The following is a 25840-nucleotide window of genomic DNA, read 5'->3' on the forward strand; positions in this document are numbered from 1 at the left end:
CTTGGGGCTGTCATGCTATGCGAGAATGGTTGGCCACGGCCGAAACGCAATACGTTCGGTGGCCGCGTTCGCAAGCGCTTCGAACTCAAATCCCAACGGCCAATTCTGGTTTAGTGTCTCAGTGGCCGAACTTGGCTACCGATGCCCACCAGGTCTCAACCTCGGCCAAGTCAATGCGCGCACGAGGGCCGATCCCAACCAAAGCAGGCGAACTTGAACCAGTGATTGGTGTGATATCGATGTTTTGGCCCACGACCTGCACGCCCCAAACGGCCCCAGCACCATCTACAACTGAGCCTTTAACGCGAAAAAGCCCGGTTGGGCGACCCAACAACGCCTGCTGCAACGCAGCCTTTTCAATGCCGACGACATCTTCGCTGATCCATGCTGTGTAGTCGGGATGCTTGGCGACCCGTTCGGGCACCGTGACCGGAACCGGGTCTGACAGAACAAGGTCTAACACCGCGGTCACATTCGGATCTCGCAGAATGGGCGCATCGGTTAGTTCGACCAAACATGTTTCCAATTGGTCAGACACCTGTTTGGATATGATGACAAGGTCTGCCCGAGAGACTTGGTCGCGGACCTGCGGGCCGATCAGATTGTCACTGGCCAAACTTTCGAACGCTTGACCATCGACCAGGGTCACGATCCCCGCATAGCGCATGTCGGGTTCCGCCTGCGCGGCGTTGGCGATACGCGCCGGATCGGCAACGCCGCTGGCCTCGACGATCAAGTGATCGGGTCGTGGGCTGCGATCCAGCGCATCTCCAAGCGCAAGGAAAAGGTCTGATCCCATTGTGCAGCACACGCAGCCATTGGTCAGGGCAATGGTGTCTTCGTCTTTCGACGCAAGCAGTGCAGCGTCGATGTTGATTGCCCCGAAATCATTGACGAGGATCATTAGCTTCAGTCCGTGATTTGCAGCTAGTAACTGATTGATGAACGTCGTTTTCCCAGCACCAAGGTAGCCAGAGATCACAGTCATCGGCAAAGGTGTCATAGCAGTGTTTTCCGCCCACCAAAGACAGTGCCAAGAACGTGGATGTCTTTCAGCGTTGCCGGGTCTTGCTCAAGCGGGTTCGTCGCAAGAATGGCAAAATCCGCACGCTTCCCAACAGAAACTGAGCCAATCTCGCTATCCAGTTTGAGAGTTTTTGCTGCGCCCATCGTGATTGCGTAAAGCGCTTCTGGCACGGATATACGCTGCGTCACGCCTAAGACGTTGCCGGTCATGGTCTGTCGGTTGACGGCACACCACGCGGTGAAAAGCGGGCCCATCGGAGTGACAGGTGCATCCGAGTGAATACCAACCGTTAGACCTGCGTCCAGTGCAAAGCGCACAGCATCCATGCGGTTCGCGCGATCTGTGCCGATGGTCAGCGCGACGTGCTGATCCCCGAAATACCACAAATGGTTGGCAAAAAGATTGACTGAGATGCCAAGATCGGCACATCGCTTGAATTGCGCGGCATCCATCATCTGCCCGTGTTGCAGCACATGCCCGTGGTCGGGCCACGACGCATGGCGCATCGCGTTGGCTAGGGCGTCGATCACAACTTCGGATGCCTCATCGCCATTGACGTGAATGTGCATCTGAACACCAGCGGCATGCAGCGCGGCGCAGGTCGCATGAATCTGGTCTGGCGCCATATTCCAGATGCCGTTTGGTTGCCTACCAACATACCCCGGCCATTTGACCCGCGCGGTCCAACCTTGAATTGATCCATCGGTCATCAGCTTTACGGCGCCCAACCTCAATTTGTCGGTGGAGCGAGCCTTTAGACCCAAGGCACGGGTGCCAAGGGTTGCCGGATCACCGCTGGCCGCCAACGCGGGCACAATGCGAAGCGGAAAATCGTTTTGCCCCGTCACTGATAGCATAACCTCGAGGTCTTCGTCCTCAAGCTGCGAAAACAGGTCCGTGACCGTGGTGACACCCGCCCGAGTACCCACCTGTGCGTAAGACCGGATTGCGCTTTCATTTTGTGACAGCGCCCGAAAATCAATGCCCAAACGCCGCATGATCGGGAACATCGCTGCCATTTCCTGCAACTCACCCGTGGGCGCACCATTGGGGCCTTTGACGACACCTTCAACGTTGGTCGCCTCAGAATAACCTACGAGATCGAGCGCGGCGGAATTCACGCACATCAGGTGGAAGTTCGAAAACAGGATCGCGATGGGCCGGGTAGTCGATACCTTGTCCAGATGCGCTCGGCTAAGGCGGTCATCCGGCAGAAAGATTGGATCGAACCCCCAGCCAATCAGCGGCGCATCGGTGGGCAGCGTCTTCTCAATCTCAGAGAGGCGCGTTACCACATCATCAAGCGATGACAGCCCGGTCCAAAGGCGACCCTCCGGGTCGATCCGGTCATGATACCCGGTATAGGCAAACTCCCAAATCGCCCCGGCCATCATGTGTGCGTGGCCCTCGACAAAGCCCGGCATCAACACCGCATCGCAAAGTGACGTATCGTGGGTCACTTCACCCCATTGGTCGGCGCATGTCGCATCCCCAATGGCCAGAATACGCCCATCGCGCACCGCGACATGAGTGGCATTGGGCAATGTGGGGTCCATTGTCAGGATCGTTTTGGCTTGAAAAACGGTGATGTCAGGCATGGGACCTCTCGCAATTGATGCTTTAGGCGTACTGCAGAAACCTACGTGCGCAAATGATTTTGCGCCGCGTGGCTGCGAAACCCACGTCGGCAAAGCAAGCGGCAGAGTGATGAAAAGACCCGGCTTTCCGCAATTCAGCCTAGGCAGATCCATATCGTCGTGCAAAGCTGACAGAAAAACCAGACGTACAACAAGGAGATTGATCATGAGATTTCACACCAAAACACTTGGCGCAGTGATGGCGCTGACGATGTCGACCGCCGCGGTTTCAGCGCAAGACATCACAATGAACGTGGGCTTCGGCGCGCCTGAGGATTCGCTTTACGGTCGCTTCGGCGGGATCTTTGAGGAACTGGCCGAGCAATACACCGACGGAGCGGTCGATGTCCGCCTGCGCTGTTGCAATCAGGTTGCCACCGAAGACGAGGGATTCCGTGCGATGCAGTTGGGCACAGTAGATGGCTTCTTCATCACTGCCAACAACGTCTCACCGCATTGGCCGCTGATGGATGTGACGGTGCTGCCCTATATCTTCCAAAACACGGATCACCTCGCTCGCGTCGTGGATGGCGAAGTTGGCGATTTCATCCGCTCGCAGCTTTTGGCCGATACAGGTGTGCATCTGCTGAGCTTTGGTCCGGCGCTTTATCGTGATTTCTACAACTCTGTCCGACCGGTGAACACGATGGCGGATATGGAAGGTCTGAAGATTCGCACGCCGAACAACGCGGTGATGCTCCAGACGTTCGAGGCATTCGGCGCCAACCCTGTGCCGCTCGCGTGGTCCGAAACTCCGACAGCCTTGCAAACAGGCACAGTGGATGGTGGGGACAATGGCACCTCATTTATCCGCGACATGAGCTTTTATGAGTTTATGCCCAATCTGGTGATCCTTGAGCACTTCGTGTCGATGGCACCGCTTTTTGCATCCTCCAGCTTTATGGACCGTTTGAGCGAAGAACAGCGTGAACAGATCATGCGTGCTGCCGTTGATGCGGGCAATCAGTTCAGTGAAGAAGTCCGGACCGAGACGGAAGAAATCCGTCAGTGGCTTGCGACCGAGGGTGGCATGACGCGGACTGATCCGGATCGCGCAGACTTTATCGCGGCGGCCCAAGAGGTGCAGCAGGCTGTTGCAGCAGAGCGTGGCGACGAATTTGTTGAACTGGTCAATATGATCAACGCGGCTGCAGAATAATCGCGACTGGCGGGAGCCGAAACAGGCTCTCGCCCAATTCAGACTGGGGGCACGTCATGGTCGTTCTGCGATGGCTCGAAAAGCACTTTGAGGAAGCGCTCTGCTGTATTGCGCTTTCGATCATCGCAGTGGCGGTCATCTCGCAGGTGCTGGCACGCTACGTGTTCGAAATTGCCCTTCATTGGACAGAAGAGACTGCCGCAATCTGTATGGTCTGGGCAGTCTACATGGGCGCATCTTTGTGCGTCCGCGAACGGTTTCACATTCGCATTCTGGTCGCAGTCCAAGCCCTGCCGACAAGTGTTGGCCGCTATACAATCTTCATCGCAGATCTCGCCTGGGCCGCATTCAGTATCATCATGATCCGGGTCAGTTGGGAATACCTTACCGTACTTTGGAAGTTCCCGTCCCGGAGCCCGAGCCTTGGGATAAACGAATTTTATCCACAGACCATTCTGGTGATCGGCTACGGCCTGATGTTGGCACGGCTGATCCAGACGTATGTACTATGGTATCGCGACGGGGCGCATGGGTTGCCCGGCATGCTGATTGAAGATGGCGATGCTCCGGATGAGGAGCATTTGTTTTGAACGACCTGACGCTTCTGGCCATCGCCTTTGTCGTTCTCACGCTGGTCGGTGTGCCGCTTTTCGCTGCCGTGGGTCTTACCACCGCTTTGGCGCTGTTCTTGATCGACATCCCGTACACTCTGCTAGCACAGACAGGCTACAACAGTCTGACGCCGTTTCCGTTGCTGACGATCCCGCTGTTCGTTCTTGCAGGTCGCTTGATGGAAACCGGTGGCATGGCAAACCGAATGATCGGCATCGCAACCAAACTTGTGGGCGCCTATCGCGGCTCCATGGGGCTGGTGACAGTGTTTGCCTGTATGCTCTTTGGCGCATTGTCCGGGTCCGGCCCGGCGACGACTGCTGCGATCGGATCGGCCACTGTCCCCGCGATGAAAAAAGAGGGATACGATGTGCCTTTCGCGGCAGCTATCACGGCCAGTGCCGGAGCGTTGGGTAGCCTGATCCCGCCGTCGAACCTGATGATCATCTACGGGCTGGTGTCTGAAACCTCGATACCGCGACTGTTTCTGGCGGGCATCATCCCCGGCTTCATCGTGACGACTCTGTTGATGATGACCACTTACCTCATCGCGCGCCGTCGTGGCTACGGTGGGGGTGGTGATCCGTTCACTTGGGGCCCATTCCTAAGCGCGGCCTGGGAAGGCAAATGGTCCATTGGCGCGCCGGTTTTGATCTTGGGTGGTATCTATGGCGGTGTCTTCACCCCGACCGAAGCGGCGGGGGTCGCTGTGTTCTACGCGCTATTCGTTGGCCTTTTTGTCTACCGCGAACTGACGGTGCGCAAAGTGCTAGAGGCGCTTCGGTTCACGGCGCTGCTGACCGGTATCCTGATTCTGCTTACGCCGACGCTGGCCTTTGGTCAGTTGACCGCGTTCTACGATGTGCCCGCCGCCGTGCAGTCCGGAATCACGTCGATCACTACAAGCCCGTTCCTTGTTCTGATGCTGATCGGGGTCTTCTACATCTTCATCGGCACCTTTATGGAAAGCCTTGCCCAGATTGTGCTTTTCACCGCTGTGTTCCTGCCGCTGGTTGTGTCTTTGGGCATCGACCCGGTGTTGTTCGGCATCTTCACCGTCATCACTTGCGAGATCGGCTTCCTGACGCCGCCGCTTGGGGCAAACCTGACCATAGCCTCGCGGATCTCGAAAATTTCGCTCGAACGGATCTCGGTCGCAGTGCTGCCGTTCATTGCGGCCTATATCGTCGGGATGGTGATCTTGATCCTGTTCCCGGAATTAACACTGTTCCTCCCTAACTGGGTCTACGGGCCCGCATCCGTGAGGTAGTCTGATGTTCGACCTGATCCTGAAAGGTGGCGAGGTGTTCGATGGCACCGGCGCGGTTGGGAAAATCGCTGATGTCGGCATAAAAAATGGTATGATCACCGAGGTCGGCGAAATCAACACCGACAACGGTGCCAAGGTTATAGACGTGTCCGGCCTTGCTGTGTCGCCGGGGTTCATCGATATGCACACGCATTCGGACTTTACCCTGATCGCGGATGGCCGTGCCGAAAGTCAGGTGCATCAGGGCGTGACCACCGAAGTCATCGGCCAGTGCGGCATCTCTTGCGCGCCGGTTTGTTCACATGCCGCGATCCGGCGGGTGTCACCGTGGTTCACCGAAAAGGCCAAGCACCGCAAATGGTTGGGGTTTGGTGAATACCTAGATGTGCTGGACGATACCGAACTGGGCGTGAATGTCGTGGCCTTCGTTGGTCATGGCACCATCCACCGGGCGGTGCTTGGCGGCGAATTGCACGCGGGTGAGCCCGACGACGTGGCAAAAATGGCCAAGTTGGTGGATCAGTGTATGGAGGAAGGTGCGGGCGGCTTTTCCTCGGGGCTTGAATACTTTCCGGGTAGTCTGGCTGCACCCGATCACCTTGTCCCGATGGTAGAGGTCGCGGCGAAATACGGTCGGCTTTACGCGACCCATGTGCGCAACCGCGACACCGAGTATGATCTTGGTTTTACCGAAGCGATGAGCACTGCGCGACAGGCAGGCGCGCGGCTACAGATCAGCCATATCCAACCGAAATTCGGCGCGCCCGGCCATGCGATGGAGCATACTCTTGAGATGATTGACATCGCGCGCACCCATGATGGTGACATCGCATTCGATGTAATTCCACATGACTGGAACCATACGCTGATGGCCTCGATCCTACCGAAATGGGCGCAGGCGGGTGGTATCGACGATGTGCTGAAACGGCTCGCCAATCCCGAAGATCGGGAACGGATCAAGGCCAATCCCAAGCCAATGTGGCTGCTTGTGAAAGCGCGGCAGTGGAAGGACATTATCCTGCTGAACGCTACCGAAAACAAAGACCTGGTCGGTGCAAACTTTGACGAGATTGGCCGGATGCGCGGCGTTGATCCTTACGACGCTGTGCTCGATATACTGCTTGAGGAAGGCGAGAACATGATGGCCACCATGTGGTCCTCGAAGAGTTTTCTGAACATGGATATTGATCTTTGCCTTCAGCAGCCAGAATGCGCTGTCATCTCCGATACAGTCGCAATCGCCAATGACGGCATTCTCAGCGACCATATTGGTTCTCTCAGCGGTTATGGCTGGGCGGCCCGGTTCCTGCAACACTATGTCCGGGACAGGGGTGTACTAAACCTATCGCAAGCCATCGCCAAGATCACCGGAATCCCGGCGGATCGTTTGGGTTTGAAAAGCAGAGGTAAGCTGCAAAGAGGCTATCACGCCGATATCTGCGTGTTTGATCCGGCCGCGATTTCCAGTAATGCCACGGCGCGTCACCCCCGTCGCTATGCCTCGGGCATTGCGCATGTTTTGGTCAATGGCTGCCTGTCCATGCACAATGGGAAGCGCACCTCGAGCAATACAGGTGTCGTCTTGCGCGACTTCCAACGGGTTGCTTAAACGGTGCGAAAGCGTCGGGTGGCTGCTTTCTTTGTAAATATGTTCCATTCTCTACATGAGGCGGGGCTTCTGGCAAAACCAGTATAGTTCAAACGTTTTACAGGCGATTTGAAGTAGAGATACTGGCGAGAGCTACAATACGTCCCATACTGCGCGGGTTGTCGGGTCAAAGAGCGATGGGTTCGCGTAAGCGGCGATGGTCAGGTGCTCTGTCCAATGTTCTTCTCCGATGGCGACCAGCGTACCATCTGCCAATTCGCTTTGAATGGCGGTTTCAGGCATCCAGGCAAAGCCGCTTCCTGACATCAGCCTTCGTTTGATGGCCTCGACCAAACCGTCAACATAGATCGTTTCGGCATTAAAGTGTTTACGTCCAATAGCATGGTCGACAACCATTCCAAGAAAGCTGGTCTTTTCGTAAGCCAAATACGGGATCATTTTGCTGCTGCGATGATCAAGATTCCAATCCAAATCATGTGCCGCTTCCGCCGCAGCGACAGGGATCAATCGGTCAGTCAGAAGATCTTTGCGGTCGAACGCAGTCTCGTCGATGGTGAGCGACACGGCGCTATGGGTGTAGCACAGCATAATGTCGACCGCGCCTTCAACCAGAAGTTCGCAACATGTCCCGAGCGAGTCCGAGATCACACGTGTGCGAATGTCGCTCATACTTTGCTGAAGTGTTTCGATCCGGCTGGCCAGGTAGTTGACCGATATCGTGTGCAGCACGGAAAAGCGAATAAAGCGATGTTCACCGCGATCCGCGTCCCGGAGCGTTTGACGGGCTTCGGACAGTTGCGAAAGTGCGGTGATGGCAATCGGCAAGAATTGTTGCCCTGCTTCTGTCAGCTGGACGGGATACGTCGCGCGATTCACCAAAGGTAGGCCAACCCAGCTTTCCAGAGCCTTGATCCGTCGGCTAAATGCGGACTGAGTGATGTTTCTTTCATCAGCAGCACGTGTGAAATTCTGTGCCCGGGCCAAGCACTCAAAATCACGCAACCAGTTCAGATCCATTTATGCCTCTGAAAATAAATATGTTTTTCCATCGTTACCATAAACTATGCAAATTAAGAATAGTTTGATGAAATGTTTGAATTGGAGTGCCTCGAAAATCTGTTCCTACGCTTTGAACATGGGCATGCGTTCCCGATATCCGGCGCTCTTGGGCAATTTCGGAAGGGTCGGCGCGGAGACATGCTAGAGTCGGGGCTTGGGTCTCGGCGCACAAAACATGCAGAGCTGGACAAAAACGACCAGCCACCAACAGAGGAGACGATCATAATGAAAAATCTAAAAGCCATTGGGCTGGCCGCTGCCGTTAGTGCGCTTGCTATGCCGGCATTTGCGTCCGAAGAGGTAAAAATCGGAGTGCCATCTTGGACTGGCGCACAGGCAATTGCGTATGTTCTAGGGACGGTTGTTGAAACGCGTATTGGCGGCCAGGTCGAATATGTACCCGGCAACAACGCCACGATCTTTCAAGCGATGGATCAAGGTAAGGGCGATATTGATGTGCACCCGGATGTGTGGCTGCCCAATCAGGAAAGCTTTACCAAGCAATATGTTGATGAGGCGGGCACTGTGACGCTGTCCTCAAACCCGTATCAGGGCAATCAGGGATTCTGTGTAACCAAGGATTTTGGCGAAGCTAACAACATCACCGATATCGCGGATCTGGGTCGCCCGGATGTTGCCGCGTTGATGGATGGTGACGGTAATGGCAAAGGCGAGATGTGGATCGGCGCGCCCGGCTGGGCATCAGCCAATGTGAACGAAGTCAAAGTGCGTGATTATGGTTTGCTGGATTTCATTGAACCGGTCCGAACTGAAGAAGCGGTCAAAACTGCTCGTATCAAAGACAGCATTGCCAAGGGCGAAGGATATGCTTTCTACTGCTATGAGCCGCACGCGGTTTGGTTCATGTTCGACGTCAAGATGTTGACCGAGCCAACATTCGATCCGGAAAAGTATGTCATGGTTCAGCCGTCGGATGATCCGGATTGGTACACAAAGTCGATGGTCGCGACCAAAGACGCGCTCAAGGATGTGCAGATTGCATGGTCCAATTCGCTTGAAGACCGTTCGCCTGCGATTTCTGAATTTTTTGCGAATTTTGGCCTCGAAGCCTCGGATGTCAGTGCGCTGGCCTTTGAAATCAGCGCCAATGGCCGTGACCCTTCAGAAGTTGCAGCTGAATGGGTCGAAGCGAATTCCGACCGCGTTGATGGCTGGCTTGGGCTGTAAGCGCGGGCTTTAAGCATTGGTCACTGGGTTTGTCTCGGTGACCAGTCAATCTTATCTCAGACAAGGCGCACCTAAATGCATCACGAGACCGTCATCGAAATTTCCGACGTCTGGAAGATCTTCGGCGCGCATCCCGAAGCTGCCTTGCGGTCGATCCGTGAAGAGGGGCTCAGCAAGGCTGAGGTATTGGCCAAGCATAACGCGGTTGTCGGCGTGGCGGATGTCAGCCTTTCGGTCAACCGCGGCGAAATTTTCTGCATCATGGGTCTCTCGGGCAGTGGAAAGTCGACGCTTGTTCGTCATTTCAACCGCCTGTTGGAACCGACTGCCGGAAAGATCGAAATCGAGGGTACAGATGTGATGGCCCTTGGGCCGAAAGAACTGCAGACATTCCGCAACCGCAAGATCGGGATGGTGTTCCAGAACTTTGCCCTGATGCCGCATCGATCTGTGCTTGATAACGTCGCTATGCCGCTGGAAATTCGGCAGGTGGCCAAGAATGAACGCATGCGGCAAGCCGCTGCAATATTGGACATCGTTGAACTTGGCGCATGGGGCGCCAAGTTTGCACATGAATTGTCGGGTGGCATGCAGCAACGGGTTGGACTTGCGCGGGCGTTGGCAGCCAACCCTGACGTGCTTTTGATGGATGAGCCGTTTTCGGCGCTTGACCCTCTGATCCGTCGTCAGTTGCAAGACGAGTTCATTCGCTTAAGCAAGATACTCAAAAAAACGACGGTGTTTATCACCCATGACTTGGACGAGGCCGTGCGTATCGGCGATCGCATTGCCATCATGCGTGACGGAAAGTTGGTGCAGGTTGGCACCGCAGAAGACATCGTAATGCATCCAGCCGACGACTACGTTGCGGATTTCGTTGCCGGTATTTCGCGGCTCAAGGTTGTTCACGCACACGCAGTCATGCAGCCGCTTGGCGCGTATGTTGCAACTCATGGGCCCTTGGCTTCGGATGCGCCGCGCGTTGGGTCGCAGGAAACGCTCAGCACTTTGATAAATCTGGCCATCGATAACACCAGCGCAATCCTTGTCGAAATGGACGGGCAGGACGTGGGTGTCATCACCCGCGCGGACCTGTTGCGCACAGTGATTGAGGGAACCGAAGTCTCATGAACAAGCAAGAGATTAATCCCCTTGAAGATACCGAAAGCGATGCCGCGCTTGCCTATGCCGAAGAGCGCCGCAAGAACATTCGGACCTTTGTCCGCACCAGCCCCGATTACTATATCCAGAACTTTGACAAGATCGGCGCATCCGCCCGTTTCACGCCGACCTTGAACCTTATGGCTGGCCTATTTGGCCCAATCTGGTTTGGCGCACGCGGGCTTTGGTCCTGGGCGCTGCCGTTCTTGATCATCGAGGCGCTTGCCTTCGTTCAGATTGCACGCGGCCTGTTCGGGGATCTTGCGGCGGACGCTATGGCGCGGATTGCATCGATCGAAGGCACACTTGATTTGCGGCGTCAGCAACTCGCGGCCGCAATCGAAAACAATTCCGACCGGGTTGATGCGTTCCGGCGCACAGTGGAGTCTCTCGAAGCCAATATCGGCGGCATCCGAGCCGAGGCAGAGGCCGTGGCCGCGCAAGGCCCGTGGATTGTGTTTACGGGTTTGGTCCTTTTGGTCCTGGCCAAATTGGCACAGGCCACAGTGGCAAATTGGGCGCTCGAAGCGCGGTTTTCAGAATGGATGTCGGATCGCAGTATTAGTTCAGGCCTGCCGGTCCCAGAGATCATATTCAGCGCAGTTTTCATGGTTTTGATCGTTTCGACTGCAATGCTGCACTATAGTTTCCCCGGCCGGTTTTCGCTCCTCAGTGCGTTTCCGACCGACCCTGACATTCGCCTGATCAGCATAGCATGGGTCGAAGAGTTCATCGCCTTCTGCGTTCGCAATAGCGAAACCTTCTTTGAGGCGCTCACCTTTGGCATTCGGTCCCTGCTGGATGCGCTCGAGGTTATTCTGGTGCAGACGCCGTGGATTGTGATCGCCAGCTTGATCGTCCTGCTGACGTGGCTGACCGCAGGAGTACGTACGGCAATCTATTCGGGTGCATTTCTCGCTTACATGGGTCTTCTGGGGTTTTGGGAAGCGGCAATGACCACACTTGCGCTCTTGGGAACTGCGGCCTGCCTGTCGATTGCTATCGGCATTCCCTTGGGCATGTTTGCGGCACGGCGGCCAAGATTCTATTCGTTCATCCAGCCCATCATGGATTTCATGCAAACGATGCCAGCCTTTGTTTTCATGGTTCCGGTCATTGCGTTCTTTGGTGTCGGAAAACCGGCTGCGGTGGTTGTGACGATGATTTTCGGCGGCACGCCTGTCGTACGTCTGACTGTGTTGGGCCTCCGCGGCGTTCCCGAAAGCGTGCGCGAAGCGGCGATCAGCTTTGGGGCAAACAAATGGTATCTGCTGACCAAAGTCGATCTTCCTTTGGCGAGCCCATCCATTCGTGCTGGGATCAATCAAACAATCATGTTGTCGTTGGCAATGGTCGTGGTGGCGTCTTTGATTGGTGCCAAGGGTCTTGGCGAAGACGTTCTGGAGGCCTTGCAATATGCCAATGTCGGGCAAGGGATCCTTGCGGGTTTCTCGATCCTTTTCTGTGCAATGATCCTCGACCGTATCGTACAGGGCGCACGTAAATGACGCCCTTGGTCTTTGTGCATGGGTTCATGGGCGGAAGCCGGCAATGGACCGAACAGAAAAAGGCCTTGGCCCCATCGTTGGATGTCGTCACCGTTGATCTGCCGGGGTTTGGCAAAAACGCAGGGCTGACTGCGCCGGCCACCATCGCAGGCTACGCCAACTGGGTGCTGGACTTCCTGACGGCACAGGAGGTTGACCGTTTTCATCTCCTCGGACATTCGATGGGCGGAATGATTGCGCAGGAAATCATAGCGCGTGCCCCGGCGCGCGTGGATCGCTTGGTCCTGTATGGAACAGGCGCAACAGGAATTCTTCCCGGTCGGTTCGAACCTATTCATATTTCGAAAAGCCGGGCACAAACCGATGGTCCGCGCAAAACGGCCCGCAGGATAGCGGCGACGTGGTTTCTTACCAGAGAATCATCTGCAGCTTTTGAAAGCTGCGCAACCATTGCGGAATGCAGCAGCCTGCAAGCGATTGTCGCCGGTTTGGACGCGATGGAGGCATGGGACGGCGTGCCAAACCTAAGCGCAATCCGGGCGCGAACTTTGGTGATCTGGGGCGATCATGATCGCACCTACCCCTGGAGTCAGACTGAACAGCTTTGGCGGTCGATTGGAAAAACCAGTTTAGCGGTGATCCCGGATTGTGCCCATGCAGCGCATTTGGAAAAGCCTGCGATCTTTAATCGTATTCTCAAGGACTTTTTCGACGATGTCCCAGTTCAAACCGCCCAGCAAAACGGATTGCTGGAAAGAACGGTTCAGGGAACATGACCCGCTAGCTCATGCGGCGTTGCGGGGTTTGGCAAATTCCGGCGATTGTACCACACCCGCATCAAACAGCTTGGCAATCTCGGTGCCCGAACACCCGGCCACGTTGGATAGGATTTCTTCGGTGTGCTGCCCAAGCGTCGGCGCTGGCTGCGCAGAAAGGCGGTCTGTTGTGCCAAAGCTGGCAGGGTGCGCAGGCGTGCGGTAGGTTCCAATGCCGGGTTGCATAACATCACTGAACATGGGGTTTTCGGTGCTCAGGTCCGGGTCATGCGCGACGGCCTCACGAACGGTGCGGAATTCAGACCAAGTAAGGCCAGAATCATTGAACGCCGCTTCGAAATCCGGCACGCGGCGCTGAGCGAACCACGGCGTAAGGATCTCGGTAATCTCATCGCGGAACTGCCAGCGATTGCCTTCATCGGCCAAAGATACTCCGAGCCGCTGCTCAAGCGCCGCCATGGCGTCGGTGGTGCCGGTCGCCTTGCATATGCCGCGCCATTGGCGATCTGTCAGGCCAATGATCATCACCCGTCGACCATCGGCGCAGACAAAGTCTTGGCCATATGCACCATAAAGCGCATTTCCGGATTTGCCGCGATCCTCAGAGTTCAAAGTCACATCGCCGATCATCCCGAGATGACCCAACGTCGCTGCTGCAACATCCTTAAGCGCGATCTCAGCCTCTTGCCCGCCATGACCCCGCAAACGGTGTCGTTCGGCGGCAAGAAGGGCTGAGACGCACATATTGCCTGCGATGAGATCCCAAGCGGGTAGAGCGTTGGCGACAGGGTCTTCGCTGCCGACCGGGCCAGTGATATGCGGAATACCAAGCGCGGGGTTGACGGTGTAGTCGACCTGCGGGCGGCCGTGCCGGTCGCCGGTCAATGTCACCATAATAAGATCTTCGCGGTACTGTTTGAGCGTTTCGTGATCCATCCAACCGCGTACCCGCAAATTGGTAAGAAACAGGCCCGCGTCATCACCCGGCGCTGTGATGATCCGGGTGATCAATTCGCGCCCCTCGGCGGATTTCATATCGAGAGCGATGGATTTCTTGCCCTTGTTCATCCCAGCCCAAAACAAGCTTTGCCCGTTTGGCGCGAGCGGCCAACGCCCTGCATCCAAACCGCCGCCCAGACGATCAAATCGGATCACTTCGGCACCCATCTGGGCCAGTGTCATTCCCGCCAAGGGCACCGCAACAAAAGCTGACCCTTCGACGACACGCATTCCCTTGAGCACGCTCATTGTGCGTCTGCCCAGATCGCGGTGGCTTGCATGCACTGATGACCGTCCTGACCAGTCCAAAGGCTTAGGACGGCATCTTCGGCTTCAAACGCAATGTCACAGGGCGACCCTGCAAACATCGGGTGTACGCCGCGAAAATCGAAGTATTTGGGCGTTGTGCCACGTTCTTTGATCGCAGCGCGCATCAGCAGGGTGGCTTGCAATGGGCCGTGCACGACAAGGCTGGGATATTTCTCAACTTCTTGGGTGTAGGCTAGGTCGTAATGAATGCGATGCGCATTGAACGTAACGGCCGAGTAGCGGAACAGCAGCGTTTCCGCCGTATTGATCTGATCGACCGGCGCTGTCGGCAAAGGCTTTTTCTTGGGCGGTGTGTAGGTGTCCGGTATTTCAAGATAGACGATGTCCTGCCGTTCTTCGATGGCAAGGCCAGATGGACCGTAAATCGCATGGTCCACAGTGACAAAGACCATGGGGCCAGCGGCCCCGTCTTTCTCGGTGACGGAGCGGATGGACGATCGTCGCTCGAGTGGATCGCCGATACGCAAGGTCGGCCCAAAGAATTTCAGCGCGCCACCCGCCCACATACGGCGGTCGAGCCGCACGGGGGGCAGCAGGTTGGTTTCACGCGGATGTCCGTCTTTTCCAAGCTTGTCATTTGGTGTCGACATCGGAAAGGCACACCAATGCCACAGCGGCGGAAGGGGATCACCATGTTTTGGCATTGCGCCCAAACCAACGGTTGCATGGAGCTGCCGCGCAAGCTCGGGTGAGACGCTTCCTGCGTCGTTGGTCACACGCCCGGTCCACGCATCAAGGTTCAACATGTCCATGATCTTCCTCCCCACATCTACGAGTGAGATAACTGAAAAATCTGAAAAAATCAAATGTTTTTAAGTACTTATGGGAATACCACGGTATACCGAGTCAGTCTGTTTGCATCTGCGGCATTTGAGGGGAAAGGATATTTCCGTACTTTCTGCACCTGCAGTGCGGCGTAAAACCGTGGCGTAAACTCGCTTAATTCGCAGTGTTTCGCAGACAGAACGGCGCTAAGATCGCCGCTTTCGCGCGCCGCAGCATAGGAGTAGCCTTGGCATATGGACTCACTCCCGATGATTACGTTTCAAAAGAACGCCCCCCATGTGAAAGGGGTGTCATGACCGAGAGTGCAGTGGCGGAGCTTGAGCTCATTGAAGGCGATACACCGGGTGAATTGCGGCTGTCTGGACAGTTGACGATATACAACGTGACCCGCGCTCAGGCTGAATTCGGGGCCATCCCCCCAGCTGATCTCACGAGCATTGACCTATCCGGCATATCACGCCTCGACACAGCAGGCGCATGGGCGTTGATCCAACTGAAGAACCGCGGCGATGCTGCGCTGGTGTTCACGCGAACAAGTTCTGAAATCGAAAGCCTATTGGACAGTGTCACGCAAGCGATGCCTGCCCCCCAAGCCAACCCTGATGACCGACCGTCCTTCACGGCTTGGCTGGATCAGTTGGGCCACCGCGTGTTTGCCGGTATCATGTTCCTCCGCGCGCTGATGGGTTATCTTGGAATTTTTCTGCATCGCCTTGCCCGTGCAATGCGCCACCCAAGCGAGTTTCGCTTCACGTCGCTGGTACATCACTGCGAAGAGGTTGGATTGAAAGCAGTCCCCATCGTTGCATTGATGGCTTTCTTGATCGGCATCGTTCTAGCCTTCCAGGGATCGACCCAGCTAAGGCAATTCGGAGCCGAAGTTTTTGTGGTCGACTTGATCGCCATCTCAATCCTGCGCGAATTGGGTATCCTTCTGACGTCCATCATCGTGGCTGGGCGCACCGCGTCGGCATTTACGGCAGCGATTGGGTCAATGAAGATGCGTGAAGAGATCGATGCGATGCGGACCCTTGGTCTTGATCCGGCGATGATCTTATTCGTTCCGCGTATTTTGGCCTTGTTTGTCATGCTGCCCATTCTTGGGTTGATTGCCAATTTGGCCGGGCTCTTTGGGGGTGGGCTGATGGCTTGGATCGACTTGGGCATCTCGCCTGCGATGTTCATGACGCGCTTGGTCGAAGGTACGTCGGTGGATCATGTCTTTGTCGGTCTGGTCAAAGCGCCGGTCTTCGCACTGATAATTGGCGTTGTGGGCTGTCACGCGGGTATGCAGGTTCAAAGCAACGCAGAATCTTTGGGTCGTATGACGTCGAACGCAGTTGTGACGGCGATCTTTGCGGTGATTGTCGCCGACGCGGTGTTCTCCATCTTTTTTGCGCGGATCGGCATATGACTGGGCGTGAGATCGTCATCAAACTGCGGGGAATCCGCAACCAATTCGGCACGCAGGTCGTGCACGATGACCTCAATCTCGACGTCTATCGGGGAGAGATCCTGGGCGTTGTCGGGGGGTCGGGAACCGGGAAATCGGTTCTGCTGCGCACCATTGCTGGGTTGCAGAAACCTGCCGCCGGCACTGTCGATGTGCTGGGCACAGATGTGCTTAATGCGGACGAGGATACACGACAGGCGTTGGAGAATCGCTGGGGCGTGATGTTTCAGGATGGTGCGCTCTTTTCGTCCCTCACGGTGCGCGAAAACGTCGAAGTGCCAATGCGTGCCATTGACGGTCTGGACCCGGATATCAGGAGTAAACTGGCCGATCTGAAAATTTCTATGGTGGGGCTGCAATGCCTAGCGGGCGACAAATACCCGTCCGAGCTATCAGGCGGTATGCGCAAACGTGCTGGGCTGGCGCGGGCCTTGGCGCTTGATCCTGATATCGTATTTCTAGACGAACCGACTGCCGGGCTGGACCCAATCGGAGCGGCTGCGTTTGACCAGTTGATCCGGGGGCTGAGCCATTCGTTGGGATTAACCGTGTTTTTGGTCACGCATGATCTTGATACTCTGCACGCGACCTGTGATCGCATCGCGGTACTGGCAGAGCGTAAGGTACTGGTGACTGGCACTATGAAGGATATGCTGGACGTCGATCACCCTTGGGTGCACGAGTATTTCCACGGGCCACGCGCCCGTGCTGCCGCATCCGAAGACACGAGTGCGGCCCGGAAAGGCGACTGATTTGGAAACCAAGGCGAATTTTGTCCTGATCGGAGCATTCACCCTCGCGGGGCTGCTGGGCACCCTTGGGTTCTTCCTGTGGTTCGCGCAGGTCGAATTGGACCGTCAGTTCGATTATTATGACATCCGTTTCACTTCTGTGTCCGGTCTTGGAAACGCGTCCGATGTCCGGTTCAGCGGCTTGCCCGTAGGACAGGTGGTCGATGTGAAACTGTCGCCAAACCAGGATGGCACGATCCTTGTTCGGGTCGAGGTGGATGCGGCCACACCAGTGCGCACCGACAGCATCGCAACGATCGAGGCGCAGGGTGTGACCGGCGTCTCCTTTGTCGGGATCAGCTCTGGCACCCCATCGGCAGTCCTGTTGGAGCCAACCGAAGAAACTGCAGTGCCCGAGATCACGTCAGGGCGGTCCACCTTGCAAACCCTGTCCGAAGATGCGCCGAGGCTTCTCGAGGAGACCCTTACTCTTGTCACTGACGTGGGCGACCTTCTGGGGGCTGAAAACAGGGAACGGATCAACAGCATCATATCAAACGTCGAAACCGCATCGGCCGAATTCGCCAATACGCTTGATGGGTTTTCGTCGATCAGCACGACGGTCAATGACTTTGCTGAACAGATCAACTTGTTCAATGAAACGCTCAATACGCTGACGGGTGATTTGACGGATGTCCTTCAAACCGCCGACACCACGCTCACCTCAATCGGGGAATTGTCCGAGCAAGGCAAAGGCGTGTTGCAGACCGGAGCGGAGACGCTCAGCACCGCGCAATCGGCGATTGCAATGACTGAGGCATATGTCACGACCGACCTGAGCCGGACAACCGAAGAGTTGCGGACAACAGCCGCGGCGTTGCAGCAAGAGATTGCGGCTTTGAGCACGGATGCGCGGGCGCTGATGGCGACGCTGAACACAACCGGCGAAACCGCCACCGCGCGGCTTGAAGATGCACAGGCGACGTTGCAAGCGACCGATGCCCTGATCGCCAGGCTGGACGGAACAGCGGCGATCGTGGGTAACACAGCATCGACAATCGACACTTTGGTGCGCGAAGAAGGCACACCATTGGTGTCGGAAACCCGTGCTATGGTGGCAGATGCCAACCAGGCCATCGCGTCGGTCGTGACGATTGCAAATGACGATTTGCCCGTCATCATAGCGGATATTCGACAGACAGCGGAAACCTTTCGGAATGTCGCTACAGAAGTGGGTGGCAACCTGACCGCATCAAGCCAATCCGCAGAAGTCGTTCTGGAAACGGCACGGGTGACGCTGGAAGATGCGCGTGTGTCTTTTGCCAATGCCAATGAAACCCTCGGCGCCATCAACGGAGCGCTTGAAACTGGCGACCGGGCGCTCGGCGCTGCGGAACGGGCATTCACTGGCGCAGACCGTGTCATCAATGAAGATCTGGATGGCATCATTGCCGGGTTGGAAGCGTCCTTGGCCAGCCTTGATGGAGCGATTGCGCAGGTTTCAGCTGATCTGCCAAGCATGTCAGCAGACCTCCGAGCGGCCAGTCAATCGGCGTCTAACACCTTCGCAGAATTGCGCAACCTCACGAATGCGGCCTCGCCGTCGATCCGCGAATTCACCACAACCGCGCTACCGCTTTATTCTCGTCTGGCACAAGAAAGCCGTGCGTTGATTGCAAATCTGGATCGTTTGACGGATCAGATACAGCGCGACCCAACGCGGTTTTTCCTTGACCGCGAAACGCCGGAGTTCAGACGATGATGACAATGGTGCACCTGCGAAAGGCTTTGGCCATGACAGGCTTAGTCGTGTTGTCCGGTTGCGCCGCGATTTCAGCAGTCAGCGATGCGGCGACACCTTTGGATGTGTTCGAGTTGCGTGCGCCCGACAGTATCGTTGCGGCCAGCGGCAGACCAGCGGCGCGCGATGTGATTGTCGAACTGCCAACCACAAGCGGGGCATTGTCGACCGACAGGATTATGATCCGTCCCAACGCGCTGCAGGCGCAGTATCTGCCTGATGTCCGGTGGAGCGATCCAACCCCAGTGATGGTGCAAACGCTGATGCTGCGCTCTATCGAGGCAACCGGTGCACTCCGTTATGTCGGACGCACCCCTTTGGGGGTAAGCGGCGACTTTGCCTTTGTGACCGAAGTCGTAGACTTCCAAGCCGACGTGTTGCCTGACACTGAAACTGCAACGGTGCAGATCACTTTGTTAGTCCGTGTCGTACGAGAACGGGACGCCAGCATCGTTGCCAGCCGCCGGTTTTCCGCCAGCGTGCCATCGACGTCGACCCAGACGCTTGCCGTGATAGACGCTTTCAGCGGTGCGTCGGACATGGTGTTCCAAGACCTCGCCGTGTGGGTTCAAAATACCCTTTGAACGCCCCTGCGCCGCCTTGGCGGTTTGACCCACGTCATATCTTGCTCGCAGAATGTGATTTATAAGCCGTGTTAGGTTTGGTGTTCAACGCGGGACGCCCACCAAGAGGGCAGGCATGACACCCGAAAACAACAAACTGCGCCGCGCGTTGAACGTGCCATTGCTCACGCTTTACGGTTTGGGAGTGACTGTCGGCGCAGGCATCTATGTGCTTGTTGGGGCGACCGCTGCCGAGGCCGGGATATACGCGCCGGTGTCGTTTGTCGTAGCGGCCATCGTCGTGGCCTTCACCGCGTTCTCTTATGCCGAGCTTTCAACCCGCTATCCTGTCAGCGCGGGCGAAGCGGCTTATGTCGAAGCCGGGTTTTCTTCGGGCAAGCTCGCAACCCTGGTCGGGTTGGCGGTAGCTCTATCGGGTTTGGTGTCTGCGGCAGCGGTGTCACTGGGGGCCGCGTCTTATCTGCACGTTCTCACTGGTGCGCCGACGAGCATACTCACAGTTGCTGTTGTGTGTATGATGGGCTTGATTGCGCTTTGGGGGATCACCCAGTCGGTAACGGTCGCCGCTGTGATCACGGTGATCGAGGTGTCGGGATTGGTTTTTGTAATGGTCTGGGGATTTGGCTTTGCCGATCCGTCAGGAATTGGACTTGCCGAAATCGTTCCTCCGCTAACTGGTGCGCATTGGGCCGGGATCGGGACGGCGTCATTGCTTGCGTTCTTTGCCTTTGTCGGGTTCGAGGATATGGCCAATGTTGCCGAAGAGGTGAAGGACCCACTGCACACGATGCCTCGCGCAATTGTTGGAACGCTGATATTGGCCACGATCCTGTATATCGGCACCACAACAGCGGTCCTTGTTGCGGTGCCGCTTGTAACACTGTCGAACTCTGCCGCCCCATTATCAATGGTGTTTTCAGATGCCCCCGTCACCATCCAACAAGGCTTTGGCATCATCGCAATCGTCGCCACGGTGAATGGCGTTCTGATCCAGATGATCATGGCGTCCCGCGTGCTTTATGGACTCGCGGACCGGGGTCATCTGCCACGTCAACTGGGGCATGTGTCACCGAAAACCAAGACGCCGGATGTTGCAACGCTGGCTGTGGTTGTTGCGATCTTGCTTCTAGCGCTGACTTTTCCGATTGATGCGCTGGCCGAGCGAACCTCGCAGATCGTGCTTTTTGTGTTCGTGCTGGTGAACACCGCGCTGATCCGGATCAAGTTGCGCGGTGCTGCTTCGGAAAAGCACTTTCACGTACCCCTTATTGTCCCAGTACTTGGTGTGGCGACCAGTGTACTGCTGTTTGCGACGGCCTTTCTATGAGGCGAAGTTCAGGCCAGTCGTTTTCCGGGCGATAGGAAGTTTGGATCAGCCTCTACCTCGATCAGTTTGACCCCTTTGCGCGATCTTGTTTCGGCCAACACAGCGACAAAGCTGTCGTAATCTGGGGCTTTGGCAGCGTAGGCCCCAAAGGACCGGGCAAAGTCGCAGAAATCTGGGTTGGTCAGCCCGGTGCCAGAGACCCGGTCGGGATATTCGCGTTCCTGATGTGCACGGATCGTGCCGTAGCGGCCGTTGTCGATGATGATCACGGTCAGGTTCAGATCGTGATGCACAGCTGTTGCCATTTCCTGACAGGTCATCATGAAACACCCATCACCGGCGATTGCGAACACCTCGCGATTGGGTTCGACAATCGCCGCGCCAATCGCAGCGGGCAGGCCGTAACCCATTGAGCCGGATGTCGGTGCAAGCTGTGAACCCGGTGCGCGGTATTTGTAGAACCGGTGCAGCCAGCCCGCATAATTGCCAGCGCCATTGCACAGGATCGCATCTTCCGGCAGCGTGCTGGCCAAATGGGAAAAGTACGGTGCCAGCGGGTCATCTTTGACCGCGGCAGGGTCACTGAATGAAACGTACGTTTCGTGCAGGTCTTTTGTACGGTTGGCAAACCGGTCATGTGCAATGGCGTCCCACGATGCAACGGCAAGACAAAAGCTCTCTGTGTCTGACACCATTGCGATTTCGGGTTGATAGACACGGCCAATTTCTTCGGGTTCGGGGAAGACATGAACCAGTGATTGCTCGGGCACCGGTGACGACAAGAGCGTGTATCCGGCCGTTGTCATTTCTCCCAGCCGTGGACCGATGGCGATCAGCAAATCGGTTTCGGCCATGATGTCTTTGAGGTAGGGCGGGGTTCCGACACCGTAGTGGCCGATGTAATTGGGATGTCGGTTGTCGATCAGGCTTTGACAGCGCAGAGAAACGGAGACTGGAAGTCCCTGGGTTTCGGCAAACGTCTGCAATGCACTGATCCCAGTATTGGTCCAAGAACCACCACCGGCCATAATTAACGGCCGCTCGGCTTTGATAATACGATGTTTGAGTGCCATCATGGCTTCTGTCGTGGCCGAATATCGGGGTGTTTCAATCCGTGCTGACGGGCTGGGCTGCGCAAATTCATCGTAAAGCATGTCTTCCGGCAGGGCGAGAACCACGGGACCGGGGCGTCCTGACATGGCTGTGCGAAACGCGCGGCTGACATATTCCTGAAGCCGCGAGGCATCGTCGATTTGCGCGACCCATTTGGCCATTTGCCCAAACATCCGGCGGTAGTCGATTTCCTGAAACGCCTCGCGGTCCACCATGTCGCGGGCGACTTGGCCCAGAAACAGGATCATCGGGGTCGAATCCTGATAGGCGACATGAACGCCAGCGCTGGCATTGGTGGCACCGGGGCCGCGCGTTGCGAAACAGATGCCCGGACGGCCTGTCATTTTGCCATAGGCATCGGCAGCCATCGCGGCGCCTCCTTCCTGGCGACAAGTCACAAATCTTATGTCGGTTTCGCGACCATAGAAAGCATCGAGTACGGGTAGGTAACTTTCTCCGGGAACGCCAAACGCCGCTTTGGTGCCTTGGGCGACCAGCAGATCGACCAGATGATCAGCGGCGCGAATGGTGGTGTTGGGGCGTGTCATTTGCTGCGATGCCTTTGGTTCGGGTAGGCGAACGCTAGAACGGTTCGAACGACAGGGCAAACAGATGGGTCGTTTGGGGAACGGCTTGTGTCGGACTTGGCTTGCCGAACGCCTCACGGCGCTGCCAGTATGGGCACATGGATATTATGCATAAAACCGCAGCGCAGGCTGACGCGGTGATCAAAACGCTTGCCGACATCCCGTTCCCGAGTGTCGAGGCAGATCGACCCGTTGCCTTGCTGACACGCTGTCCCGCCGCCGGAGTGACGCCATTGGAGGAGGTGCCTGCCTTGGCGCAGGTTGCAGGAGTTGGGAAGGTTTTTGTCAAAGACGAACGCAACCGCATGGGTCTTGGCAGTTTTAAAGCGCTGGGCGCCGCTTATGTGATTGCGCGTGATGCCGAAGCTGGAGTGGCCAAAGGGCAAACTTATGTGACCGCCAGCGCGGGCAATCATGGATTGTCGGTAGCCGCCGGTGCGCAGGCCTTTGGCGCTCGCGCCGTGGTGTATCTGGCCGAAACTGTGCCAGAAGGGTTCGCGGATCGCCTGCGATCGTTTGGTGCTGAAGTCATGCGTCACGGTGCGATTTACGAGGACGCGATGGCAGGTGCTGCAAAAGCGGCAGAGGACAAGGCTTGGGCGCTTTTGTCGGACAGCTCATGGATCGGATACCTAGACCGACCCCATACTTTGATGGAAGGATATCTGGTTTTGATGCAGGAGGCGGTTGCGCAAATGCCATCGCCACCAACCCATATTTTCCTACAAGCGGGTGTTGGTGGTTTGGCCACTGCATGCGCGTCCTACGCACGATTGGCTTGGGGCGATGCACCCCGTATCGTCGTTGTCGAACCAGAGGCGGCACCGGCCATCTTTGCGTCGATCAAGGCCGGCGAGCCGCAGGTCACTGAAGGACCGGAATCGGCAATGGGCCGGTTGGATTGCAAAGAACCGTCGTTGATCGCCCTGAAAGGTCTGGCGCGTGACGCTGATGATTTCATGCTGATTTCCGAGGAAGAGGGCGCGACTGGCAGTACTGTTTGCGGCGATGCCGGCTTTGCCACCACGCCATCCGGAGGCGCGGGCATTGCTGGACTTTTGGCCGCGGACAATGATCACGGAGCGTTTGGCCTGTCTGCAAACTCGCACGTGCTCGTCGTCTTGAGCGAGCAGGCGTCATGACACCCCCGCATCGCGGATTTCCGGAAGACGAATTTCGACGCCGGACCCAAGCGGCTCAAGCTTTGATGGCAAAACATAATCTGGCCGCGCTGCTGCTGACGACAGAGCCCGAGCTCCGCTACTACACGGGGTTCCTGACCCGGTTCTGGGAAAGCCCGACGCGGCCTTGGTTTGTGATTATCCCGCCAACTGGCGACCTGATTGCGGTGATCCCATCCATCGGCGCGCATTTGATGAGCCAAACCTGGGTCACCGATATCCGCACTTGGGCCGCGCCTGATTATGACGACGATGGCATTGGGTTATTGGTCGATGCCTTGAACGAGGTCGCGGGCGACGAGGGTCAGATCGGAATTGCTGATCAGTTGGAAAGCTATGTCCGCATGCCGTTTGCTGATCTGCGGCGCTTGGAAGCGGCGCTGCTCACGCGGGCTTTGGTCAGCGATGCGGCAATCACGCGGCGCCTACGGTTGATCAAATCCGAGAGTGAGATTGACAAAATCCGTCACGCGGCAGCGATTGCCACTGGCGCTTTCAATCGTGTGCCGGAATGTGTCGCATCCGGCATGTCCTTATCCCAAGTGTTCCGCCGGTTTCAAATGCTGTGCCTCGAAGAGGGCGCGGATTGGGTGCCTTACCTTGCGGGCGCAGCGGAACAGGCCGGGTATGCCGACGTGATATCACCAGCGACCGACGCACCCTTGGAGGACGGGGACGTACTCATGCTCGACACGGGGCTGATGTGGGACGGTTATTTTTGCGATTTCGACCGCAACTATAGCGTTGGCCCCCCTTCGGCGGTCGTCCAATGTGCGCACTCCCAACTGATCGCCGCAACGCTAGCGGCGGCGGATGTCGCCAAGCCGGGTAAAACCATCTCTGACTTATTTTATGCAATGAACGCTGTGGTGAACCCATCTGGGGATGTCATGGAGGCCGGGCGTTTGGGACACGGATTGGGGATGCAGCTGACAGAGTGGCCGTCGATCATTCCCCAAGATCACACAGTTTTAGAGCCGGGGATGGTGCTGACGCTGGAGCCTTCGGTGACCGTCAGCCCCGGCAAAATATTGGTGCACGAAGAAAACATCGTAATCCGTGATCATGGTGCAGAATTTCTGTCCGACCTGCAATCTGCAGACATAAGGGTGATCTGATGGCACTTCCGTATTCCATTGATGCGCACCGGCCCATTCAGATTGGGCTTGTCACGCTCCAAAGCGATGAAACGATAGAGCGGGATTTTCGTAAACTGTTGCCGCAGGATGTGGAACTTCTGGTGTCGCGTGTCCCATCGGGGGCAACGGTATCCCTCGAAAGTTTGTGTGCGATGGAGGATAGTCTGACCACCTCAGCGCGCCTTTTGCCAGTCGGCGCAGAACTGACAGCAGTCGGGTACGGCTGCACATCTGCCAGTGCTGCGATCGGAGCCGAGCGGGTGGCAGAGTTGATCAAGGCTGGTGTGCCAACGCCACATGTGTCGGACCCTCTGACGTCATTGATTGCGGCATGCCAAAAGGCTGGAATCACCCGGATCGGTCTGGTCAGCCCCTACGTCGCTTCGGTCAGTGACCGGCTGATCCAAGGGCTTGAGGCGGCGGGGATAACTGTTTCTTCGTTTGGCAGTTTTGATGAGCCATCAGAAGAACGTGTGGTCAGAATCGATAGCGCGTCGGTTCGCAATGCCGCGATCCATGTCGGGCGCAGCGGTGCGTGTGATGCCGTCTTCATGTCATGCACCAATCTCCGGGCACTGGAGGTGATCGACGATATTGAGGCCGAACTTGGCATCCCGGCTTTGTCGAGCAATCAGGTATTGGCTTGGCATCTTGGGACGCTGAGCGGGTTTTCGGATCGGTGCACGCGGATCGGTCGTTTGTTTGACGCACTCTGAACGCGCATGTTTTGCCGTCTGCGTAAGCTCGGTTTATACAGAGATCATTTGTTCTGGTGGACAGTGCGGAATCTGCAGCTCGGGCGG

22 protein-coding genes are annotated in these 25840 nt (G+C 56.6%); 16 read left to right on the plus strand and 6 right to left on the minus strand.

Annotated elements, in window-relative coordinates; genetic code table 11:
- Nucleotides 1-118: 118 nt before the first annotated feature.
- Nucleotides 119-1003 (minus strand): CobW family GTP-binding protein, encoded by an 885-nt coding sequence (locus tag ACTG4M_RS01335; protein ID WP_439121827.1) that lies wholly within the window; start codon nucleotides 1001-1003, stop codon nucleotides 119-121.
- Nucleotides 1000-2625 carry an amidohydrolase gene (locus ACTG4M_RS01340; protein WP_439121828.1) on the minus strand — a complete coding sequence of 542 codons (1626 nt, stop codon included), beginning with the start codon at nucleotides 2623-2625 and terminating at the stop codon, nucleotides 1000-1002. The genes ACTG4M_RS01335 and ACTG4M_RS01340 overlap by 4 nt, the downstream gene beginning before the upstream one ends.
- 205 nt (nucleotides 2626-2830) lie before the next feature.
- Between ACTG4M_RS01340 and ACTG4M_RS01345 the strand changes: the two genes are divergently transcribed.
- From ACTG4M_RS01345 to ACTG4M_RS01360, 4 genes are read left to right on the plus strand one after another with little or no spacing between them, the layout of a single operon-like run.
- Nucleotides 2831-3823 carry a TRAP transporter substrate-binding protein gene (locus ACTG4M_RS01345; RefSeq protein WP_439121829.1) on the plus strand — a complete coding sequence of 331 codons (993 nt, stop codon included), beginning with the start codon at nucleotides 2831-2833 and terminating at the stop codon, nucleotides 3821-3823.
- A 56-nt stretch (nucleotides 3824-3879) separates the two neighbouring features.
- Nucleotides 3880-4413 carry a TRAP transporter small permease gene (locus ACTG4M_RS01350; protein WP_439121830.1) on the plus strand — a complete coding sequence of 178 codons (534 nt, stop codon included), beginning with the start codon at nucleotides 3880-3882 and terminating at the stop codon, nucleotides 4411-4413.
- Nucleotides 4410-5705 carry a TRAP transporter large permease gene (locus ACTG4M_RS01355; RefSeq protein WP_439121831.1) on the plus strand — a complete coding sequence of 432 codons (1296 nt, stop codon included), beginning with the start codon at nucleotides 4410-4412 and terminating at the stop codon, nucleotides 5703-5705. The genes ACTG4M_RS01350 and ACTG4M_RS01355 overlap by 4 nt, the downstream gene beginning before the upstream one ends.
- 4 nt (nucleotides 5706-5709) lie before the next feature.
- On the plus strand, nucleotides 5710-7314 hold the full coding sequence (locus ACTG4M_RS01360) for an N-acyl-D-amino-acid deacylase family protein (protein ID WP_439121832.1): 1605 nt from the start codon (nucleotides 5710-5712) through the stop codon (nucleotides 7312-7314).
- Between the two features lie 132 nt (nucleotides 7315-7446).
- On the opposite strand, the gene ACTG4M_RS01365 is transcribed toward ACTG4M_RS01360, so the two are convergent.
- Nucleotides 7447-8331 carry a LysR family transcriptional regulator gene (locus tag ACTG4M_RS01365; RefSeq protein ID WP_439121833.1) on the minus strand — a complete coding sequence of 295 codons (885 nt, stop codon included), beginning with the start codon at nucleotides 8329-8331 and terminating at the stop codon, nucleotides 7447-7449.
- 267 nt (nucleotides 8332-8598) lie between these two features.
- On the opposite strand from ACTG4M_RS01365, the gene ACTG4M_RS01370 reads away from it, so the two are divergent.
- The 4 genes from ACTG4M_RS01370 to ACTG4M_RS01385 all read left to right on the plus strand — a co-directional run bounded on the left by ACTG4M_RS01370 (nucleotide 8599) and on the right by ACTG4M_RS01385 (nucleotide 13006).
- Entirely contained in the window at nucleotides 8599-9561 is a 963-nt protein-coding gene (locus ACTG4M_RS01370) for an ABC transporter substrate-binding protein (protein ID WP_439121834.1), read from the plus strand.
- A 75-nt stretch (nucleotides 9562-9636) separates the two neighbouring features.
- Nucleotides 9637-10692, plus strand: coding sequence for a quaternary amine ABC transporter ATP-binding protein (locus ACTG4M_RS01375; RefSeq protein WP_439121835.1), 1056 nt, complete (start codon nucleotides 9637-9639; stop codon nucleotides 10690-10692).
- The gene (locus ACTG4M_RS01380) at nucleotides 10689-12230 is read left to right on the plus strand and encodes an ABC transporter permease subunit (RefSeq protein WP_439121836.1); all 1542 of its coding nucleotides are present in this window, start codon (nucleotides 10689-10691) and stop codon (nucleotides 12228-12230) included. Before ACTG4M_RS01375 ends, ACTG4M_RS01380 begins: the two co-directional genes overlap by 4 nt.
- Nucleotides 12227-13006 (plus strand): alpha/beta fold hydrolase, encoded by a 780-nt coding sequence (locus ACTG4M_RS01385; protein WP_439121837.1) that lies wholly within the window; start codon nucleotides 12227-12229, stop codon nucleotides 13004-13006. Before ACTG4M_RS01380 ends, ACTG4M_RS01385 begins: the two co-directional genes overlap by 4 nt.
- 9 nt (nucleotides 13007-13015) lie before the next feature.
- Here the strand turns inward: ACTG4M_RS01385 and ACTG4M_RS01390 are convergent, their stop codons facing one another.
- A complete protein-coding gene (locus tag ACTG4M_RS01390) occupies nucleotides 13016-14254 on the minus strand; it encodes a CoA transferase (protein WP_439121838.1) in 1239 nt (412 codons plus the stop codon).
- Nucleotides 14251-15087, minus strand: coding sequence for an FAS1-like dehydratase domain-containing protein (locus ACTG4M_RS01395; protein WP_439121839.1), 837 nt, complete (start codon nucleotides 15085-15087; stop codon nucleotides 14251-14253). Before ACTG4M_RS01395 ends, ACTG4M_RS01390 begins: the two co-directional genes overlap by 4 nt.
- 326 nt (nucleotides 15088-15413) lie before the next feature.
- Here ACTG4M_RS01395 and ACTG4M_RS01400 point away from each other — a divergent pair, with 326 nt between their 5' ends.
- The 5 genes from ACTG4M_RS01400 to ACTG4M_RS01420 all read left to right on the plus strand — a co-directional run bounded on the left by ACTG4M_RS01400 (nucleotide 15414) and on the right by ACTG4M_RS01420 (nucleotide 21017).
- On the plus strand, nucleotides 15414-16535 hold the full coding sequence (locus tag ACTG4M_RS01400) for an ABC transporter permease (RefSeq protein WP_439121840.1): 1122 nt from the start codon (nucleotides 15414-15416) through the stop codon (nucleotides 16533-16535).
- Complete coding sequence (locus tag ACTG4M_RS01405; protein ID WP_439121841.1) at nucleotides 16532-17326, plus strand: ABC transporter ATP-binding protein; 795 nt, start codon at nucleotides 16532-16534, stop codon at nucleotides 17324-17326. The genes ACTG4M_RS01400 and ACTG4M_RS01405 overlap by 4 nt, the downstream gene beginning before the upstream one ends.
- Nucleotide 17327: 1 nt before the next feature.
- The gene (locus tag ACTG4M_RS01410) at nucleotides 17328-19067 is read left to right on the plus strand and encodes an MlaD family protein (protein ID WP_439121842.1); all 1740 of its coding nucleotides are present in this window, start codon (nucleotides 17328-17330) and stop codon (nucleotides 19065-19067) included.
- Nucleotides 19068-19099: 32 nt separating this feature from the next.
- Nucleotides 19100-19690 (plus strand): ABC-type transport auxiliary lipoprotein family protein, encoded by a 591-nt coding sequence (locus tag ACTG4M_RS01415; protein WP_439121843.1) that lies wholly within the window; start codon nucleotides 19100-19102, stop codon nucleotides 19688-19690.
- A 115-nt stretch (nucleotides 19691-19805) separates the two neighbouring features.
- Nucleotides 19806-21017 (plus strand): APC family permease, encoded by a 1212-nt coding sequence (locus ACTG4M_RS01420; RefSeq protein WP_439121844.1) that lies wholly within the window; start codon nucleotides 19806-19808, stop codon nucleotides 21015-21017.
- Nucleotides 21018-21025: 8 nt separating this feature from the next.
- Here ACTG4M_RS01420 and ACTG4M_RS01425 read toward each other — a convergent pair whose 3' ends face one another.
- On the minus strand, nucleotides 21026-22678 hold the full coding sequence (locus ACTG4M_RS01425) for a thiamine pyrophosphate-dependent enzyme (RefSeq protein ID WP_439121845.1): 1653 nt from the start codon (nucleotides 22676-22678) through the stop codon (nucleotides 21026-21028).
- A 137-nt stretch (nucleotides 22679-22815) separates the two neighbouring features.
- On the opposite strand from ACTG4M_RS01425, the gene ACTG4M_RS01430 reads away from it, so the two are divergent.
- The 3 genes from ACTG4M_RS01430 to ACTG4M_RS01440 are packed head-to-tail and all read left to right on the plus strand — an operon-like array spanning nucleotide 22816 to nucleotide 25753.
- Nucleotides 22816-23859: a pyridoxal-phosphate dependent enzyme gene (locus ACTG4M_RS01430; protein ID WP_439121846.1), complete on the plus strand. Its 1044-nt coding sequence runs from the start codon at nucleotides 22816-22818 to the stop codon at nucleotides 23857-23859.
- Nucleotides 23856-25016: a M24 family metallopeptidase gene (locus ACTG4M_RS01435; RefSeq protein ID WP_439121847.1), complete on the plus strand. Its 1161-nt coding sequence runs from the start codon at nucleotides 23856-23858 to the stop codon at nucleotides 25014-25016. The genes ACTG4M_RS01430 and ACTG4M_RS01435 overlap by 4 nt, the downstream gene beginning before the upstream one ends.
- Nucleotides 25016-25753, plus strand: a complete 738-nt coding sequence (locus tag ACTG4M_RS01440; RefSeq protein ID WP_439121848.1) for a maleate cis-trans isomerase family protein — start codon at nucleotides 25016-25018, stop codon at nucleotides 25751-25753. The genes ACTG4M_RS01435 and ACTG4M_RS01440 overlap by 1 nt, the downstream gene beginning before the upstream one ends.
- Nucleotides 25754-25840 lie beyond the last annotated feature (87 nt).

This window comes from Marivita sp., from assembly GCF_965656765.1.
Taxonomy (GTDB): domain Bacteria; phylum Pseudomonadota; class Alphaproteobacteria; order Rhodobacterales; family Rhodobacteraceae; genus Marivita.